This window comes from Gulosibacter sediminis (assembly GCF_023370115.1).
Classification (GTDB): Bacteria; Actinomycetota; Actinomycetes; order Actinomycetales; family Microbacteriaceae; genus Gulosibacter; species Gulosibacter sediminis_A.
In genome coordinates this window covers 1,259,368-1,276,514 of record NZ_CP097160.1, presented here as the reverse complement: position 1 = coordinate 1,276,514, position 17,147 = coordinate 1,259,368, and the positions used below count along the sequence as shown (strand labels likewise).

Sequence of the window (17,147 nt, the reverse complement as noted above, 5' to 3'; positions counted from 1 at the left end):
TTACGTTGTGCCGTTCGCATCCTCGTTCTGCAGGTTCGGCAAGCCCGGAGTTGCTGCGGCGCGCGAGCGATCCGCATAGGGTACCGTCGCGGTCACCACCCAGTCATCGCCCTGTGGCCCGGCGGTGACGGTGCCCCCGACGACGGCGAGCCGTTCGCGCATCCCGACGAGCCCGTGGCGCGAACCTCTCTGGAATTTCGGCTTGCGCGAGACTCGGTTGCGCACGGTGATCTCGAACTGCTCGCCCCACAGCGTCTGCAGTCGAGTCGGGAATCTCCCGTCGCCGTACTTCAGGGCGTTCGTGAGCGACTCCTGCACGAGCCGGTAGATGGCGACCTCGGCGTTCGCGCCCACGGGGTGCCGCTCCCCCTGCACGTTCGTCTGCAGATTAAGGCCCGCGGCGCGGATGCGGCCGATGAGCGGCGTGAGGTCGTCGAGCGTCTTTCGCTCAGTTTCGGCCTGCGTGTGCCGCAGCTGCGAGAGCAGGCCGCGCACGTCGAGCAGCGCGTCGCGGGCGGTCTCGGAAATGGTCGCGAGCACCGGTTCAACCGCCTGCGGTGAGCTCTTCATGAGATATCGGCCTCCGTCGGCCTGCGCGACCACTACGGCCAGCGAGTGCGCGACAACGTCGTGCATGTCGCGGGCGATCTGGCTGCGCTCCTGTTCGACCACCAGCTGTTCTTGCGCACGCTGATATTCGAGCTCGGCGATCTGTGCCGAGTGCGCCGAGCGGCTCGTCGAGATCTGCATGCGCTGCAGGGCGCCGGCGACCCAACTGATCATCGCGAAGAGTGTGAGCGGCACGGCGACGATCGAGAAGTTCACGATGATGCGGTCGAGGCTGACGATACCGTCGCCCGCGAAGATCGTGATGAACGGCATGTCTTGCGGGAACGTCGCGATGTACGCCGATTGCACCACGGGGTACACCACGCTCGCGACGGCCGTGAGGTAGAACAACGCGCGCGAGCCCCAGACGGCACCCGTGTAGAGCACGATGAGGATCGCGATTTCCATGCCGTGCGGCCGAAGGCCGAGCAGCAGCTTGATGCAGAAGCCGATCGTGACGAGCACGAATGAGCTCCACGGCGAGACGCGACGGATGACGCAGGCGGCGGTGAACAGCAGCCACACCGGCACCGAGGCCCAATTAAAGAAGTAGCTCCAGTCGGCCCGGGTCGTGAACGGGAATCCGATCGTCAGCATCATGCCGATGCCGAAGATGCTGTCGACGAGCCACCGGTGCTGCCCGTTGTGGCCTACCGTTTGCCGCAGCCAGGCCGGCAGCGGCGAGTTGGCGCGCCGCCGCGGCTGCGGCGGTACGTCAGAAGCCGAGACGGCCGAGCTGCTTTGGGTCACGCTGCCAATCTTTCGCCACCTTGACGTGCAGCGTCAATTTCACCTTGCCGGGTGAGATGGCGCTGATCTGCTTTGCGGCGTGCTGGCGCACCATCTTGAGTCGCTGGGCGCCCTTGCCGATGACGATGCCCTTCTGGCTGTCGCGCTCGACAATGACATTCGCGAAAATCTCGCGGCCGCCGTCCTCATCGTCGAGGATGTCTTCGATCTGCACCGCGATCGAGTGCGGCAATTCGTCGTGCACGCCCTCGAGGGCGGCCTCGCGAATCAGCTCCTCGACGCGCTGCGAGTAGCGCTCCTCGGTGATCATGTCGGCTGGGTACAGAGCCTCTGACTCGGGCATGAGCGCGATGAGCTCGTCGACGAGGGGTTCGAGGTTGATGTCGTCGAGCGACGACACCGGAATGATCGCATCCCACTCACGCAGCTCGGCGAGCGCGAGCAGCTGCTCGGCGACTTTGGCCTTTGATACGAGCTCCACCTTGGTGACGAGGGCCACCTTCTTCGCCCGCTTCGCTTTGTCGACCCACTCGTTGATGAAGCGGTCACCCGGGCCGAGTTCCTCATCGGCGGGCACGCAGAAGCCGACGACATCGACCTCGGCAAGCGTCTCCTCGACAACATCGTTGAGCCGCTGGCCGAGTAGGGTGCGCGGACGGTGGACACCGGGCGTGTCAACGATGACGAGCTGGCCGTGGTCGCGGTGCACGACGCCGCGCACCGCGCGCCGGGTGGTCTGCGGCTTCGACGAGGTGATGACGATCTTCTCGCCCACGAGCGCATTGGTCAAGGTCGATTTGCCCACATTCGGGCGCCCGATGAACGTGACGAATCCGGCCCGGTACTCGCTCATGCTGCTTCCTCTTCTTTGTTCGTGTGCTGGGGTGCGAGCACTCGCACCTGAATGCGCGTGACGCGGTGGCGACGCCCGACTCGGTCGGCGAGGAGCGCCAACCCCTCGATTTCCGCGTGATCGCCGAGCTGCGGAATTCTGCCTAGCGCAGTGGTGAGCAGGCCGCCTACCGAGTCCACGTCTTCGTGTTCAAGGTCGATGTCGAGGAGTTCCCCGAGATCGGTAATGTTCATGCGCGACGAGACTACGAGCGTACCGTCATCGAGCCGCTCGAACTCGTCACCGCCGCGGTCGAACTCGTCGCTAATCTCGCCGACGAGCTCCTCGATGAGGTCTTCGAGCGTCACGAGGCCAGCGATGCCGCCGTACTCGTCGACGACCATGGCGAAGTGCGTCGAATCCCGCTGCATCCGGCGCAACAGCGTGTCGGCGGCGAGCGACTCGGGCACGAACACGGCGGGCCGCGCGAGCGAGGCAACCTCGAGCGTGGATTCGGGATGCTCGAGCAGGTGCCGCGCGAGGTCCTTCTGGTAGGCGATGCCCCGGATGTCATCGCTATCGCGGCCGACAATGGGCGCGCGCGAGATCCCGACCTCGAGCAACGAGCGCAGGCCTTCGTGCACGGTGTCGGCGGCGTCGACCGTGAGCATGTCGGTACGCGCAACCATCACCTCGCGCACGAGGCGGTCCGAGAAATCGAACACCGAGTGGATGAGCTCGCGATCGTCTTCGTCGAGCACCTCCTGCTCGGTCGCGGCGTCGACCATCGAAAGCAGCTGCTCCTCGCTCGAGACGGTGGCGTGTCGGTGCTTCTGCGAGGGGGTCACGATGTCGCCGAGCGCGCCGAGCAGATCACTGATCGGGCCGAAGACGATTCGACCACCGCGCGCGAGCCAACCGAGCAACCGCAGCGTGTCGCGCGGATGCGTGCGACCGATCGTGCGCGGCGTCGATCCGGTGAAGAGCACGTGCACCGCGAGCATGATCAGCGACGCGAAGAGAAACGCGAGCCACGGCTGAGCCACGAACGTGGCGAACCAGACCGAGATGAGCACGGTCGCCAGCGTTTCGGCGCCGATACGGGCGAAGCCGACCGCTTCGCGGTGACCCGACATGTTGTCGCCGATGCGCCGCAGCGTTTCCGGCGAGCCCGCCGCCTCGGCCTCATCCACGACATCGGCGCGCGAGAGCACTGCGATGGCCGACTCGACGGCCGCCAGCAGGGCAGCGCCGACGATGAGGAGGATGGTGATGAGGACGACGAGCGGCCCGCTCACTTACTTACGACCCCGCTGCTTCTTGCGTTCCTGCGCCGCGAAGCCGGCGAGGATCTCGTCCTGCAGGCCGAACATGCGCTTGTGTTCCTCGGGCTCGGCGTGGTCGAACCCGAGCAGGTGAAGGATGCCGTGGGCGACGAGGAAACGAATCTCGTCCATGGTTGAGTGCCGGTTGGTGAGCGCCTGGGCGGCCGCCACTTCGGGGCAGACGACGATGTCGCCGAGCAGGCCCGGGGGCGTCTGGCGTTCAATCGAACCGGGGCGCAGCTCATCCATGGGGAAGCTGAGCACGTCGGTCGGACCGGGCTCGTCCATCCACTGCACATGGAGCTCTTCCATCACCGCGACGTCGGCGAATACGATGCTGAGCTCCGCATCCGGATGCACGTGCAGATAGTCGAGCGCGAACGTCGCGAGGCCGAGCACCGACGACTCGTCGACCTCGGCGCCGGATTCGTTGTTGATTTCAATGCTCATCGGCTCTGCTCCTGGCGGCTCGTGTATTCGTCATAGGCGTCGACGATCTTGGCGACGAGGCTGTGGCGCACGACGTCGTCGCTCGTCAGCTCGGCAAAGTGGATGTCGGGGATGTCGCGCAACACGCGAGACGCGTGCCGAAGGCCGGAGTTGCCGCCGGGCAGATCGACCTGGGTGACGTCGCCCGTCACCACGAGCTTCGAGCCGAAGCCCAGGCGGGTGAGGAACATCTTCATCTGTTCCTGCGTCGTGTTTTGCGCCTCGTCGAGAATCACGTAGGCATCGTTGAGCGTGCGGCCGCGCATGTAGGCCAACGGTGCCACCTCGACGACGTTCTGGCTCATCAGCTTGACGACAAGATCGGGGTCGAGCATGTCGCCGAGGGCGTCAAACAGCGGTCGCAGGTAGGGGTCGATCTTGTCGTTGAGCGTGCCCGGCAGAAAGCCGAGGCGCTCCCCCGCCTCGACGGCGGGTCGCGTGAGCACGATCTTGTTGATCTCGTTGCGCTGCAGGGCCTGCACGGCCTTCGCCATCGCGAGATACGTCTTGCCGGTTCCGGCGGGGCCGATGCCAAACGTGACGGTGTTGACGTCGATGGCGTCGACGTAGCGCTTCTGCCCGAGCGTCTTGGGGCGCACCGCGCGGCCTCGCGCGTTGACGATGGCCTCACCGAATATCTGCGTCGGCGAGGGTCCTGCGCCGTTCGACAGCAGTTGCTTCGAGCGTGCGACCTCGTCGGGCGCGAGCACCGCGCCCGAGCCGGCGAGCGACGCCATCTCGCGCACGAGTCGCTCGGCGAGCTCGACGTCGTCGACGTCGCCACGCAGGTGCACCTCGTTGCCGCGCACGAGCACCGTGACGTTTGGATGCTCTGCCTCGATGGTGCTCAGGAGGCGGTCGCCCGGCCCCAGCAGGTGCAGCATCGACGCACCCTCGATGACGACCGTTCGCTCAGTCTGCTGCAAGTGAGCCTTCCTCCAACCCGCCCGCGAGGACGTGCGCGTGTACGTGGAATACCGTCTGGCCGGCGTTCGCGCCGGTGTTGAACACGAGGCGGAAATCGCCGTCGCCGTGTTCGCCCGCGAGGCGCTTCGCCGTCGCGACGACGTGCGCGAGCAGCTCCGGGTCGCCGGCGGCGAGTTCGGTGACGTCGCGGTACTGCGGGTCCTTCGGCACAACCAGCAAGTGCACCGGCGCCTTCGGGTTGATGTCGGTGAATGCGATAACGCGATCGTCTTCAGCAACGATCTCGGCGGGAATCTCGCGATTGATGATCCGGGTGAAAATGCTCTCGGCCATGCGGGTGAGTCTAGTCGCCTACCAGCGCCCGAGCTTGGTGAACAGCGCGGCGAGGGCGGCCGGGCCCGCGGTCGACGTACGCAGCACATTGGCGCCGAGCCGGCGGCGTTCGGCGCCCGCCTCGGTGAGCAGCGCGAACTCGCGTTCGTCGATGCCGCCTTCGGGACCCACCACGAGGGCGAGGTCGCGCGCATCCGGCTCGAGCTCGCTTAGGGGCGCCTCGGCGATGGGGTCGAGTAGCACGAGGCGAATCGTGCCCGCGAGGTGCGCGAGCTGCTTGGTCGTGACGGGCACCTCGACGAGCGGCACGCGTGCGCGTACCGCCTGCTTGCTCGCCTCGCGGGCGATCGTCTGCCAGCGCTCGCGTTGCTTCGCGACCTTGTCGCCGCGCCACGTCGAGACCGAACGCTGCGCCTGCCAGGGAATCACGCCGTCGATGCCGAGTTCGACGGATGCCTGCAGCGCCATCTCGTCGCGGCCGCCCTTGGCGAGGGCTTGCACGAGCAGGATGCGCGGGCTCGGCTCGGCTGCCACGGTCGCGTCGGCAAGTGCCCGCGCGGTGAACTCTGCGTTGCCGACTTCGCTCGCCTCGGCGGTGACGCTGCCGCCCTCGCCGTCGAGGAGCGCAAGTTGCTCCCCGACCCGCAGTCGCGCCACGCTCACTGCGTGCCGAGCCTCGGGGCCGGTCACGGTGATGAGGTCACCCGCGCGCACGGCTACGAGGTCAGCCGCGAAGTAGGCGTGCGCCACTAGCGGCCGAACTTTCCGCGCAGCTTCGAGAACAGCCCGGGCTGGTCCTTGATCAGGCCTGGCGTAAGCGGGTGCTTGTCACGCTCGGCGAACTGCTTGAGCAGATCCTTCTGCTTGTGGTCGAGCTTCGTCGGCGTGCGCACCTGCAGCGTCACGTCGAGATCACCGCGAATGGGGCTGCGCAGGCGGGTCACGCCACGGCCGCGCACGGTGAGCACGTCGCCCGACTGCGCGCCCGCCGGGATCTCCAGCTCGATGTCGCCGTCAACGCCCGGCAGCGTCGTCGTGGTGCCGAACACGGCGTCGACCATCGAAACCTCGATGGTGGCCAGCAAGTTGTCGCCGTCGCGGGTGAAGGTCTCGTCCTCGCGCACGCGAATCTCGAGATAGATGTCGCCGTAGGCACCGCCGGCGGCGCCGGCCTCGCCCTGGCCCGGCAGGTGCAGGCGCAGGCCGGTGTCGACACCTGCGGGAATGTCGACCGGCAGGGTCACCTGCGAACGCACGCGGCCCTGGCCGTGGCAGGTGTCGCAGGGGTGTTCGATGACGGTGCCGTAACCCTGGCACACGCCGCAGGGGCTGGAGGTGACGACCGGGCCGAGCACGGAGCGCACCTGGCGAGTGACCTCGCCCGCGCCGCCACAGGTCGAGCAGGTCGTCGGGCTCGTGCCCGGCGCGCAGCAGCTGCCCTCACAGGTCTCGCAGCGCACGGCGGTCGCGATCTCGATGTCGCGATGCGTGCCGAAGATCACCTCGGCGAGGTCGAGGTCGACGCGCACCAGCGCATCCTGCCCCCGCTGCGCGCGTGAACGCGGGCCGCGGCGCGAACCCTGGCCCCCGAAGAACGCGTCGAAGATGTCGCCAAATCCGAAGCCGCCACCGGCGCCACCGGCATCGCCGAGGTCGTACTGCTGCCGCCGTTGCGGGTCAGAGAGCGTGTCGTAGGCAGCGGTAACGTCTTTGAACTTCTCGGCCGCCTCGGGCGATGGGTTGACGTCGGGGTGCAACTGACGGGCCAGCTTGCGGTACGCCTTCTTGATCTCTTCGGGGCTTGCCTCGCGGCTCACACCGAGTGTCTCGTAGTGGTCTGCCAAGACCTCTGCCTCCTGAGTGGATGAAATGAAGTGGTTCGAGCCGAAATCAGCTCGGAGTGTCGAAGCTGCGCGAGAGGTATCGCGCGACCGCGCGAACGGCGGCGATGTTGCGCTGATAGTCCATGCGCGTCGGACCGAGGATACCGACTCGGGCGTCGCCGTCGGGGGTATAGCCGGTGGCGAGGATGCTCGTCTCCTCAAGCGCCGAGTTGAGGTTCTCGTGGCCGATCGACACCGCGACGCCTCGTTCGTCGAGATCGAGCTCGCCGACGAGCCGCAGCAAGACTACCTGCTCTTCGATCGCCTCGAGCACGGGGAAGATCGACGAAAAATCGTGCTCAGTCAGCGCGAGATTCGCCGCGCCGGCGATGATCAGCTTGTCGTCGCGGTTGGCAAACACCTGCTGCACGAGCGACTGCAGCACGCGGTCGGCGACGCCGCCAAGGTCGTCACCGTCGTGCAGTTCGCGCAGCTCGGCCGCGGCGTCCTCGAGCCGCTTGCCGACGAGGCGTTCGTTTACGAGGTCGCGCAGCGCGAGGAATTCCTCGTCGCCGGTGTCGCGCTCGAGGTCGACGATGCGCTGTTCGACGCGGCCGGTGTCGGTGATGAGCACCACGAGCACGCGGCGCACCGAGAGCGACACGAGTTCGATGCGGTGGATGTGTGCGTCGAGCAGCGAGGGCAGGTGGCCGATCGCGACGGTGCCGGTGAGCTGCGCGAGCGTGCGCACCGAACGCGTGAGCAATTCCTCGGGTTCGAGCGAGCCCTCCATGAACTGCTCGATCGCCCGGCGCTGCGCCGTGGTGAGGGGGCGCACATCGGCGAGGCGATCGACGAACACGCGGTACCCCTTGTCGGTGGGCACGCGGCCCGACGAGGTGTGGGGTGCGGCGATGAGATCGGCCTCTTCGAGGGCGGCCATGTCGTTGCGAATCGTCGCAGCAGACACGCCAAACTGATAGCGCTCCACCAACCGTTTCGACCCGACGGGCTCGTGCGTGGCGACGTAGTCGCCGATGATGGCGCGCAACACCTCAAGACTGCGTTCGCTCACCATAGCGACCAGTTTACTTCGGCTTAGGCGAGCGCTCGGGCAACCACGTCGGCGAGCAGCCGACCGCGAACGGTAAGTTGCAGGGTTCCGCGGATCGCCGCAGCACCGTCGACGAGGCCATCGGCGATGAGTTCCGCGACCCCGCGCCGATCGCGCAGCTCGGCGAGCGGCAGCCCCTCGACGAGGCGGGAGCGCAGCAGTACGCGCTCGGCGTAGCGCTGCTCGTCGTCAAGCACCTCCCGAGCGGCGGCGGGCGAATCGCCCTGCGCGAGCCGCTGCGCGTAGGCAGCGGGGTGCTTCACGTTCCAGAACCTCGTGCCGTTGATGTGGCTATGCGCCCCCGGGCCAAAGCCCCACCAGTCGGTGTCGTGCCAGTACGCGAGATTGTGGCGCGAGGGATGCTCGCCGTCGAGCGACCAGTTCGAGATCTCGTACCAGCGGTACCCGGCCTTGGCGAAGGCCGCGTCGGCGTACTCGTACATCTCGGCCTGCAGGTCGTCGTCGACCTCGGCGACCTCGCCGCGGCGAATCTGGCGCGCGAGCGCGGTGCCCGGTTCGACGATGAGGGCGTACGCCGAGATATGTGTCGGCGCGAGCGCGAGCGCGGCGTCTACCGAGCGACGCCAATCGTCGAGCGACTCCCCCGGCGTGCCGTAGATGAGGTCGACGGAGGCGTCGAGGCCGACCGCCTTCGCGGCAGCGACCACGTCGGGCACGCGGAGCGGGTCGTGGGTGCGGTCGAGCGTGCGAAGCACGTGCGGCACCGCCGACTGCATGCCGAAGCTCACGCGAGTAAAGCCGCCCTCGACGAGCTCACGGAGGTATTGCTCATCGACCGAGTCGGGGTTCGCCTCAGTCGTGATCTCGGCGTCGTCGACGATGCCAAACGTGTCGCGCAGCGTCGCGAGCGTGCGTACGAGGTCGGCCGCCGGCAACAGCGTGGGCGTCCCGCCGCCGAAGAACACCGTGCTGAGCGGCTCCCGATGCCCGGCGTCGTCGAGCACACCCCGGGCCAGCGCGACTTCCTGGGCTACCGCATCCGCGTAGCTCGACTGGCTCACGCCGCGCAGCTCGGTCGCGGTGTAGGTGTTGAAGTCGCAGTAGCCGCAGCGCACCCGGCAGAACGGGATGTGCACATACGCCCCGAACTGCCTGCCAGTGAGCCCCTGGGCGGCAGCCTCGGGCAGCGCGCCGTTCTGAGGAACCGGGTCGCCGTCGGGCAGCGCGCTAGGGGGCAACGCGACCGTTTGCCTGGAACACCTCGGCGGTCACGGGCATGTGCTGCGACCAGAGGTCTTCCATCTTCTCGGCGCACATCTCGATCTCGCGCTGTGGGAACGACGGGAAGGTCGAGCCCTCGGCCTTGCGGCGCAGCGAGAGGAAGTTCATGAGCGAGCGGGCGTTCATCGTCACGTACATCGACGAGTAGATGTTGAGCGGCAGCACCGTGCGCGCGACCTCGCGGGCGACGCCGGCGTCGAGCATCCGTTGGTAGCTCGCGTACGCCGCCTCGGACTGCGTGCGCACCTCGGTCTGCACGAGGTCGACCTGCTCAGCGCTGCCGGGGAAGAACTCGTACTTGCCGGGGCGGCCCTCCTGGCGGAGGTTGCGCTCGGCCGCGGGCACGTAGAAGACTGGGCGGAGCTCGCGGTAGCGGCCCGACTCCTCGTTATAGCTCGCCATGCGGTGACGCTGGAACTCGCGGAAGACGAAGAGCGGCGCCTGCACGTAGAACGTGAGCGAGTTGTGCTCGAACGGGGTGCCATGGCGATCGCGCATAAGGTAGTTGATGAGACCGCGGTCGCGCTTCGCGAGTTCGGCGGTGTCACCGGTTGCCGAGTCGAGGCTCTGTTCACCCACGGTCGAGACGCGGGCTGCGAACAGCACATCACGGTCGGTGGCCTGGGCCCGGACGAGTTCGACGGTTACGTCGCTACGGAATTCGATCTCACCACTCACACGCTCAATCCTAACTGTCGCGCGCCCTCGGAAAGTTCGGCCGGCGCGCTCGGAGACGAGTTAGGCAGCGCGCTCGAGCTCGATCGCGCGCCGAAGCGCCTGACGAGCGCGCGGCGTGTCGCCCGAAGCCCGATACGCGAGGCCGAGCAGCACCCAGTTGCGCCAATCACCGGGGTTCGCCTCGACCCGGTCTTTCCACGACTCGAACTCGGCGTCGGCCGCGGCGCGGTCGGGTCGCCCACTTTTCTGTCGGGGCAGGTTGTCCTCGGGCAGTTCGCCGGCCTCGGCCATCCGGTCGATGAGGCGGTTCGATTGCAGCACGAAGCGCAAGTCGCGCATGACGAACAGCACGCCGACGATCGGAAACACGATGAGCGCGAAGCCCATGACGATGCCGATGACCTCGCCGCTCGTGACGAGGCCCCAAACAATGCCGGCGATGGCGAACAGGTAGATCGCCATGAGCGCGAGCAGCACGTAGACGCCGATCTGCGCCCCGCTGAACCGCCGCATCCGCTAGCCCCCCAGCCCGAGCAGGGCGTCGAGGCCGACGGTCAGGCCACGCTGCGTTGACGCCTGCTGCAGCGCCAGGGTGATGCCGTGCACGTATGCGCGGTTGCTCAGCGTCTCGTGGCGGATGTTCACGAGTTCTCCCTCACCACCGAAGATGACCTGCTGGTCGGCTACGACGCCGCGCAGGCGCAGGGCGTGGATGGGGATGCCCGCGACGATCTCGCCTCGCGCGCGCTGATCGGTATTCGGCGACGAGACCTCGCTGCCCCTGGCATGCGCAATCGCCTCGGCGGTGCGCACCGCGGTGCCCGACGGCGAGTCGACCTTGCGGTCGTGGTGCGCCTCGAGGATCTCGATCGAGTCGTAGAACTTGCCCGCGATCGACGCGAGGTGCGTCGAGAGCACCGAGCCGACCGAGAAGTTCGGCACGACGAGCACGCCGCGCTCGGCGGGAATCGTCGACTCGAGCTCAGCGAGGCGGTCTTGGCCCCAGCCGCTCGTGCCGACGATGACGTTGAGCCCGTGCTCGAGCGCGAAGCGCGTGGCTCGCTCCGAGACGTCGAAATGCGTCACGTCGATGAGCACGTCGGCGCCGAGCATCTCATCGAGCGCCGACGACGAGTCGAGGGCGGCGTGCACCTCGAAGCCGTCGAGGTCGTCGACGAGGCCGCGAATGAGCGTGCCCATGCGGCCGGTGGCCCCGCTAATGGCGACGGAAACTGTCATGTGTGAGGTACTCCTGGGGTTGCTAGATGGCCGGAGTCCACGTCATGCCGGTGCGCATTTCGCGCGGCAGGTGTGCCGTGGAGCCAAAGAGGGTGAGTTCGCTTGGCCGCGTCGAGCGCAGGCGCAGCACCGTGAGGGCGGTGTTACCGCTGCCGAGGGTGAGCCAGCGCCACTCGGGCATGCCGAGCGCGTGCGCGACCAGGTAGCCGATGACGAAGTTATGGGTGACGAGGAGGGTGTGCACGTCTTCCCGCGGTCGGGTCAGGAACGTTGAGACGGCGTCTTGCATCTGCGCCTGGCCCGCCTCGATGTCCTCCTCGTCGACGCCTGAGAAAAACGCGTCGTAGCTGTCCGGGGCGTCCTTCGACGACGACGGGATGCAGTCGAAGAGCAGATTGGTCTGCTCGACCGGAGGGCCTTGTACGTAGTTGCCGAGGATGCTCGCGGTCTCGAGCGCGCGATCGAGTGGCGAGGTGAACGCCTGGTCGAAGGGCACGTCGGCGAGTCGCTTGCCGAGCGCGTGCGCCTGCTGGCGGCCACGTTCCGAGAGCGGGCCGTCGGTGATGCCGAACTCGGCGTCGCGAACCTCTCCGTGCCGCACGAGGTAGAGAAAGTGGCTCATGCGAGGGCCTCCAGCTCGGCCCGTGCCTCGTCGGTCACGGGCCCGATGGTTTCGATGGTCATTTCGCCCTGCAACATGCCCGCGACCTCCTGCACCTGCTCGCGCGTGACCTCGCCGAGTCGGGTGACGGAGGCATCGAGATCGAGGAATTCTCCGAGCGCCAGTTCGGCGCGGGCGAGGCGGTTCATGCGCGAGTGCATCGACTCGAGGGCGAGCGCTCCCCCGCCTGCGGCCGACGTCTTGGCGTCGGCAAGCTCGGACTCGGTCACGCCCTCTTGTGCGACGCGATCGAGCTCATCCCGAATCACGCGCACCGCTTCCGCCACCTTGTCGGGCAGGCACGCGGCGTTGACGCCCGTGACGCCGGCGTCGGCGTGGCTCGCGGCGAACGAGAAGACCGAATACACGAGCCCGCGGCGCTCGCGCACCTCGTGGAACAGGCGCGACGACATGCCGCCACCGAGGATGTGGTGCAGCAGCCCGAAGCCGTGCCGCCGGTCGTCACCCGAGATAAGCCCCGGGGTGGCGAGGATCAGGTTGGTCTGCTCGAGGGGGCGCTCAATGCTCTCGATCGCGCGGTGGCGCGTCAGCTCGCCCGAGGGCTCGGCCGACCGGCGGGCCACGGGCGACGCTGTCAGGTCCAAATCCCAGCCCCCGGCGCGCAGGCCCTGCTCGAGCCGCTGCAGCGAGGCGTCGTGGTCGACGCGGCCCGCGATCGCGACGACGAGGGTGTCGGGTCGGTAGTTGCGACGGTAGAAGTCCCAGACCTCGTCTCGCGTCGCCGACTCGATGCTCTCGGGTGTGCCGGCGATCGGTCGGGCGAGCTCGTGGTTGCCGAAGAAGTTGCCGTAGAAGCGCTCCCAGAGCACGTCGTCGGGGTCGTCCGCGCTCATCGCGATCTCTTCGAGGATCACGCCGCGCTCGAGCTCAAACTCGTCTTTGTCGAGTAGCGAACCGGTCAGCATGTCGCTCAGCACGTCGATCGCCATGCCGAGGTCCTCCGCACGCACACGGGCGTGGTAGACGGTCTGCTCGCGCGACGTGGCCGCGTTGAAGTCGCCGCCGACGCGCTCGAACTCGAGCGCAATGGTGCGGGCGTCGCGGCTCGGCGTGCCCTTGAACAGCAAGTGCTCGAGGAAGTGGCTCGAACCATACTCGCGGTCGCGTTCGTCGCGTGAGCCGAGCGGAACGTAGCAGCCAATCGACACGGATGCGGCGCCTGGCACATCCTCGGTAATGAGTCGCACGCCGCTTGGCAGCACCGTCCGCTGAAGCCTGGCTGCTCCGGCGACCTCTTCGTCGAGGTGAGTCGTATTGAGTGGCAGCAAGATGGGTGCAGACATATCGGCTCGAGTTTAGCCGAATAGAGAAAGCGGCCCGTGCGATGCACGGGCCGCTTTACTCAGCCAGGTGTGGTTACTCGGCGTCGGTCGACTCGGCCTCAGCCTCGTCGGCGCCTTCGCCCTCCTCGAGCACCGGCTCGAGCGAGAGCTTGCCGCGGTCGTCCACCTTCGTGATCTTCACGAGCAGCTTCTGACCGACCGAGAGCACGTCCTCGACATTCTCGACCCGCTTGCCGCCGACGAGCTTGCGCACCTCAGAGATGTGCAGCAGGCCGTCCTTGCCCGGCAGGAGCGAGACGAACGCGCCGAAGCTCGCGAGCTTGACGACGGTACCGAGGTACTGCTCGCCGACCTCGGGCACCTGCGGGTTCGCGATCGCGTTGACCTGCGCACGGGCAGCTTCGGCCGAGGGGCCGTCGGTCGCACCGATGAACACGGTTCCGTCGTCCTCAATCGAGATGTCGGCGCCGGTGTCTTCCTGGATCTGGTTGATGACCTTGCCCTTGGGGCCGATGACCTCACCGATCTTGTCAACGGGGATTTTGACCGAGATGATGCGCGGCGCGGTGGCTGCCATCTCATCGGGCTCCGAGATCACGGCGGTGATCGCCTCGTTGAGGATCTTGATGCGGGCATCGTGCGCCTGCTGCAGCGCCGCGTCGAGCACCTCCGAGGGGATGCCGTCGAGCTTGGTATCGAGCTGCAGCGCGGTGACGAACTCCGAGGTACCGGCAACCTTGAAGTCCATGTCGCCGAGGGCGTCCTCGGCGCCAAGGATGTCGGTGAGCGCCTGGTACTTCATCTCGCCGTCGACCTCAGCCGACACGAGTCCCATGGCGATGCCCGCGACGGGCGCGCGCAGCGGCACACCGGCGTTGAGCAGCGAGAGCGTCGAAGCGCACACCGAACCCATCGAGGTCGAGCCGTTCGAGCCGAGCGCCTCCGACACCTGACGGATCGCGTAGGGGAATTCCTCGCGCGTGGGCAGCACGGCAAGAAGCGCCTTCTCGGCGAGGTTGCCGTGGCCGATCTCGCGACGCTTCGGCGAGCCAACGCGGCCGGTCTCACCGGTCGAGTACGGCGGGAAGTTGTAGTGGTGCATGTAGCGCTTCGACTCAACCGGGCTGAGCGAGTCGATCTGCTGCTCCATCTTGAGCATGTTCAGCGTGGTCACGCCGAGAATCTGCGTCTCGCCACGCTGGAAGATGGCCGAGCCGTGCACGCGCGGCACAACCTCAACCTCGGCGTCGAGCTGACGGATGTCGGCGACGCCGCGGCCGTCGATGCGCTGTCCGTCGGTGAGGATGCGACCGCGAACGACGTCCTTCGTGACCGACTTGTAGGCGGCCGAAACCTGGCCAAGCGCCGAGTCCTCGAGCTCGCCCGCCTCAACCTTGGCAGCAACGGCTTCGGTCACGCGAGCCTTGAGGGCGTCGTCGGCGTTCTGGCGCTCGATCTTGTCGGCGATCTGGTAGACCTTGCCGAGCTCGTCCTTCGCCTCGGCCTCGACGAGCGCGCGCACGGGCTCGGTGTAGGCCGGAAAGACCGGGTATTCCTTGATCTCCTTGTTCACCTGGTCGGCAACGGACTGCTGTGCCTTGATGAGCTGGGTGATGAAGGGCTTTGATGCCTCGAGGCCGCCAGCAACGACCGCCTCGTCGGGCTTCTGGGCGCCGTTCTGGATGAGCTCCCAGGCGTTGTCGGGCGCCTGCGCCTCGACCATCATCACGGCGATGTCTTCGGTGCCGTCGGCGTTCGTCACGAGGCGACCGGCAACGGTCAGCTCGAAGACGGCCTGCTCCTGCTGCGAGTACTTCGGGAACGCGACCCACTGGCCGTCGATGAGCACAATGCGCACGGCGCCGATCGGGCCCGAGAACGGCACGCCCGAGATCTGCGACGACATCGATGCCGCGTTGACGGCGAGCACGTCGTAGGTCTCGTCGGGGGCGATCGACAGCACGGTCACGACGATCTGCACCTCGTTGCGGAGGCCGTCGACGAACGACGGGCGCATCGGGCGGTCGATGAGACGGCACGCGAGGATCGCCTCGGTCGAAGGACGGCCCTCGCGGCGGAAGAACGAGCCGGGAATCGCGCCCTTGGCGTACGAGCGCTCCTCAACGTCAACCGTGAGGGGGAAGAAGTCGAAGTGCTCCTTCGGGTGCTTCGAGATGCTCGTCGCGCTGAGCAGCATGGTTTCGTCGTCGAGGTAGGCGACTGCCGAGCCCTGTGACTGCTGCGCGAGGCGGCCCGTCTCAAAGCGGACGGTGCGGGTGCCGAACTTACCGTTGTCGATAACGGTTTCGGCGAACTTGATTTCGGGACCCTCCAAAGGTCTCCTCCTTAGTGTCGCTCGCACGCACACAACACCTGACGAGACTCCCTCGGCTGACCATCAGTAATTGCGCTCCGGCGTCGCGCCTGAGGCGCGTCCGGCTCGCCACCACCGATAATCAGCAATGCTGAGTCGCGTGCGAATTTGTACGAACTCCCCCAGCCTAGCAGCGAGGGGCGCGGAAACTTCGAACGCCACCCCACCATCGCGATCGGCGAATTGGCGGGGTGGCGTCGAGGCTGAGGAAGCCTAGAGGGCGGCGTCGAGCGCTGCCTTGAGGTCTGCGATGAGGTCTTCGGCCGGCTCGATGCCGACCGAGAACCGCAGCAGGCCTGGCGTGATGCCGGCGGCGTCCTGTGCCTCGGGCGTCATCGACGCGTGGGTCATGGTTGCCGGATGCGCAACAAGCGACTCCGTGCCACCGAGTGATTCGGCGAGCGAGAAGAGTTCGACGGCCTCGACAAAGCGACGCGCAGCATCCTCGCCGCCGACCAGGTCGATCGAGAACATCGCGCCGAAGCCCGCCTGCTGGCGCTTTGCGAGATCGTGACCGGGGTGCTCGGCGAGGCCCGGGAAGTTGAGCTGCTGCACGGCGGGGTGGTCTTTGATCGCGTCGACCACCGCGATCGTGTTTTCCTGGTGGCGGGCGAACCGCACCTCGAGGGTGCGCAGACCACGAATGACGAGGTAGGAGTCGGCGGGGCTTGCGGTGACACCGAGCACATTGCCCCACCAGTCGAAGCGCTCTGCCAGCTCGGCGGTGCGGCCGATGACGGCGCCCTGCACGACGTCGGAGTGACCGTTGAGGTACTTGGTGACGGAGTGCACAACCACGTCTGCACCGAGCTCAAAAGGCTTTTGCGCGAGCGGCGTGAGGAAAGTGTTGTCGACCGCGACGAGCGCGCCGGCGTCGTGAGCGGCCGCCGAGATGGCCTCGACGTCGGTCACGCGCAGGAGCGGGTTTGACGGGGTCTCGAGCCAGACGAGCTTCGGCTGGAGCTGCGCCACGCGCGCCTTCGCCGCCTCAACGTCGGTGAAGTCGACGGGCTCAAAGCGATAGAGGCCCTTCGCGCCGAGCTGCTCAAACAGGCGCCAGGTGCCGCCGTAACAGTCGTGGGGGTAAGCCACAACGTCGCCCGGCTGCAGCAGCGCAACGGTGACGAGCGTCACGGCACCCATGCCGGTGGCAACAACCGTCGCGCCGGCGCCGCCCTCGAGCTCGGCGAGCGCTTCGCCGAGCACGGCGCGCGTCGGGTTTCCGGAGCGGGTGTAATCGAACCGTCGCGGCTCGCCGAACTTCGCGAAGGTGTAGTTCGAGGAAAGGTACAGCGGCGGGACAACCGCGCCCTGCGCGGTGTCGGTCTCAATGCCTGCGCGGGTTGCGCGGGTGAGGCTCGAAAACTCAGTCATGATGCTCCTGGAAAACGGTCGTTGCTGCCCGTAACCCTAGCTACGAGCAGCAACTGTCGCCGACTTCGTTCGA

General features: G+C 67.2%; 17 protein-coding genes. All 17 read right to left on the bottom strand.

Going from position 1 to position 17,147, the window contains the following annotated elements; all coding sequences use genetic code 11:
• The 17 genes from M3M28_RS05845 to metB all read right to left on the bottom strand — a co-directional run bounded on the left by M3M28_RS05845 (position 1) and on the right by metB (position 17,074).
• Positions 1 to 1,359 (bottom strand): sensor histidine kinase, encoded by a 1,359-nt coding sequence (locus tag M3M28_RS05845; protein ID WP_249387873.1) that lies wholly within the window; start codon positions 1,357 to 1,359, stop codon positions 1 to 3.
• Positions 1,325 to 2,212: a GTPase Era gene (gene era / locus M3M28_RS05840; RefSeq protein WP_249387872.1), complete on the bottom strand. Its 888-nt coding sequence runs from the start codon at positions 2,210 to 2,212 to the stop codon at positions 1,325 to 1,327. The genes M3M28_RS05845 and era overlap by 35 nt, the downstream gene beginning before the upstream one ends.
• Complete coding sequence (locus tag M3M28_RS05835) at positions 2,209 to 3,489, bottom strand: hemolysin family protein (RefSeq protein WP_249387871.1); 1,281 nt, start codon at positions 3,487 to 3,489, stop codon at positions 2,209 to 2,211. Before M3M28_RS05835 ends, era begins: the two co-directional genes overlap by 4 nt.
• Positions 3,490 to 3,966 carry an rRNA maturation RNase YbeY gene (gene ybeY / locus M3M28_RS05830; protein ID WP_249387870.1) on the bottom strand — a complete coding sequence of 159 codons (477 nt, stop codon included), beginning with the start codon at positions 3,964 to 3,966 and terminating at the stop codon, positions 3,490 to 3,492.
• Positions 3,963 to 4,889, bottom strand: coding sequence for a PhoH family protein (locus M3M28_RS05825; protein ID WP_249387995.1), 927 nt, complete (start codon positions 4,887 to 4,889; stop codon positions 3,963 to 3,965). The genes ybeY and M3M28_RS05825 overlap by 4 nt, the downstream gene beginning before the upstream one ends.
• A gap of 28 nt (positions 4,890 to 4,917) precedes the next feature.
• Positions 4,918 to 5,265, bottom strand: coding sequence for a histidine triad nucleotide-binding protein (locus M3M28_RS05820; protein ID WP_249387869.1), 348 nt, complete (start codon positions 5,263 to 5,265; stop codon positions 4,918 to 4,920).
• Between the two features lie 18 nt (positions 5,266 to 5,283).
• Positions 5,284 to 6,015: a 16S rRNA (uracil(1498)-N(3))-methyltransferase gene (locus tag M3M28_RS05815; RefSeq protein ID WP_249387868.1), complete on the bottom strand. Its 732-nt coding sequence runs from the start codon at positions 6,013 to 6,015 to the stop codon at positions 5,284 to 5,286.
• A complete protein-coding gene (dnaJ, locus tag M3M28_RS05810; protein WP_249387867.1) occupies positions 6,015 to 7,109 on the bottom strand; it encodes a molecular chaperone DnaJ in 1,095 nt (364 codons plus the stop codon). Before dnaJ ends, M3M28_RS05815 begins: the two co-directional genes overlap by 1 nt.
• Before the next feature lie 46 nt (positions 7,110 to 7,155).
• On the bottom strand, positions 7,156 to 8,166 hold the full coding sequence (gene hrcA, locus M3M28_RS05805; RefSeq protein WP_249387866.1) for a heat-inducible transcriptional repressor HrcA: 1,011 nt from the start codon (positions 8,164 to 8,166) through the stop codon (positions 7,156 to 7,158).
• 20 nt (positions 8,167 to 8,186) lie between these two features.
• A complete protein-coding gene (gene hemW / locus M3M28_RS05800; protein WP_249387865.1) occupies positions 8,187 to 9,401 on the bottom strand; it encodes a radical SAM family heme chaperone HemW in 1,215 nt (404 codons plus the stop codon).
• Complete coding sequence (gene thyX / locus M3M28_RS05795) at positions 9,391 to 10,122, bottom strand: FAD-dependent thymidylate synthase (protein ID WP_249387864.1); 732 nt, start codon at positions 10,120 to 10,122, stop codon at positions 9,391 to 9,393. Before thyX ends, hemW begins: the two co-directional genes overlap by 11 nt.
• 60 nt (positions 10,123 to 10,182) lie before the next feature.
• Entirely contained in the window at positions 10,183 to 10,635 is a 453-nt protein-coding gene (locus tag M3M28_RS05790) for a tetratricopeptide repeat protein (RefSeq protein WP_249387863.1), read from the bottom strand.
• Between the two features lie 3 nt (positions 10,636 to 10,638).
• A complete protein-coding gene (dapB, locus tag M3M28_RS05785; protein WP_249387862.1) occupies positions 10,639 to 11,361 on the bottom strand; it encodes a 4-hydroxy-tetrahydrodipicolinate reductase in 723 nt (240 codons plus the stop codon).
• Positions 11,362 to 11,383: 22 nt separating this feature from the next.
• Complete coding sequence (locus M3M28_RS05780) at positions 11,384 to 11,983, bottom strand: histidine phosphatase family protein (protein ID WP_249387861.1); 600 nt, start codon at positions 11,981 to 11,983, stop codon at positions 11,384 to 11,386.
• Entirely contained in the window at positions 11,980 to 13,326 is a 1,347-nt protein-coding gene (locus M3M28_RS05775) for a M16 family metallopeptidase (protein WP_249387860.1), read from the bottom strand. The genes M3M28_RS05780 and M3M28_RS05775 overlap by 4 nt, the downstream gene beginning before the upstream one ends.
• A gap of 73 nt (positions 13,327 to 13,399) precedes the next feature.
• Positions 13,400 to 15,661, bottom strand: a complete 2,262-nt coding sequence (locus M3M28_RS05770) for a polyribonucleotide nucleotidyltransferase (protein ID WP_249387859.1) — start codon at positions 15,659 to 15,661, stop codon at positions 13,400 to 13,402.
• Positions 15,662 to 15,913: 252 nt separating this feature from the next.
• The gene (gene metB, locus M3M28_RS05765; RefSeq protein WP_249387858.1) at positions 15,914 to 17,074 is read right to left on the bottom strand and encodes a cystathionine gamma-synthase; all 1,161 of its coding nucleotides are present in this window, start codon (positions 17,072 to 17,074) and stop codon (positions 15,914 to 15,916) included.
• Between the last annotated feature and the right edge of the window lie 73 nt (positions 17,075 to 17,147).

Coding starts and splice junctions, on each gene's coding strand:
- M3M28_RS05790 (WP_249387863.1), bottom strand. CDS start 10,635: ATGCGGCGGTTCAGCGGGGCGCAGATCGGCGTCTACGTGCTGCTCGCG.
- ybeY (WP_249387870.1), bottom strand. CDS start 3,966: ATGAGCATTGAAATCAACAACGAATCCGGCGCCGAGGTCGACGAGTCG.
- metB (WP_249387858.1), bottom strand. CDS start 17,074: ATGACTGAGTTTTCGAGCCTCACCCGCGCAACCCGCGCAGGCATTGAG.
- era (WP_249387872.1), bottom strand. CDS start 2,212: ATGAGCGAGTACCGGGCCGGATTCGTCACGTTCATCGGGCGCCCGAAT.
- M3M28_RS05775 (WP_249387860.1), bottom strand. CDS start 13,326: ATGTCTGCACCCATCTTGCTGCCACTCAATACGACTCACCTCGACGAA.
- hrcA (WP_249387866.1), bottom strand. CDS start 8,166: ATGGTGAGCGAACGCAGTCTTGAGGTGTTGCGCGCCATCATCGGCGAC.
- M3M28_RS05820 (WP_249387869.1), bottom strand. CDS start 5,265: ATGGCCGAGAGCATTTTCACCCGGATCATCAATCGCGAGATTCCCGCC.
- dapB (WP_249387862.1), bottom strand. CDS start 11,361: ATGACAGTTTCCGTCGCCATTAGCGGGGCCACCGGCCGCATGGGCACG.
- M3M28_RS05780 (WP_249387861.1), bottom strand. CDS start 11,983: ATGAGCCACTTTCTCTACCTCGTGCGGCACGGAGAGGTTCGCGACGCC.
- M3M28_RS05825 (WP_249387995.1), bottom strand. CDS start 4,889: ATGCTGCACCTGCTGGGGCCGGGCGACCGCCTCCTGAGCACCATCGAG.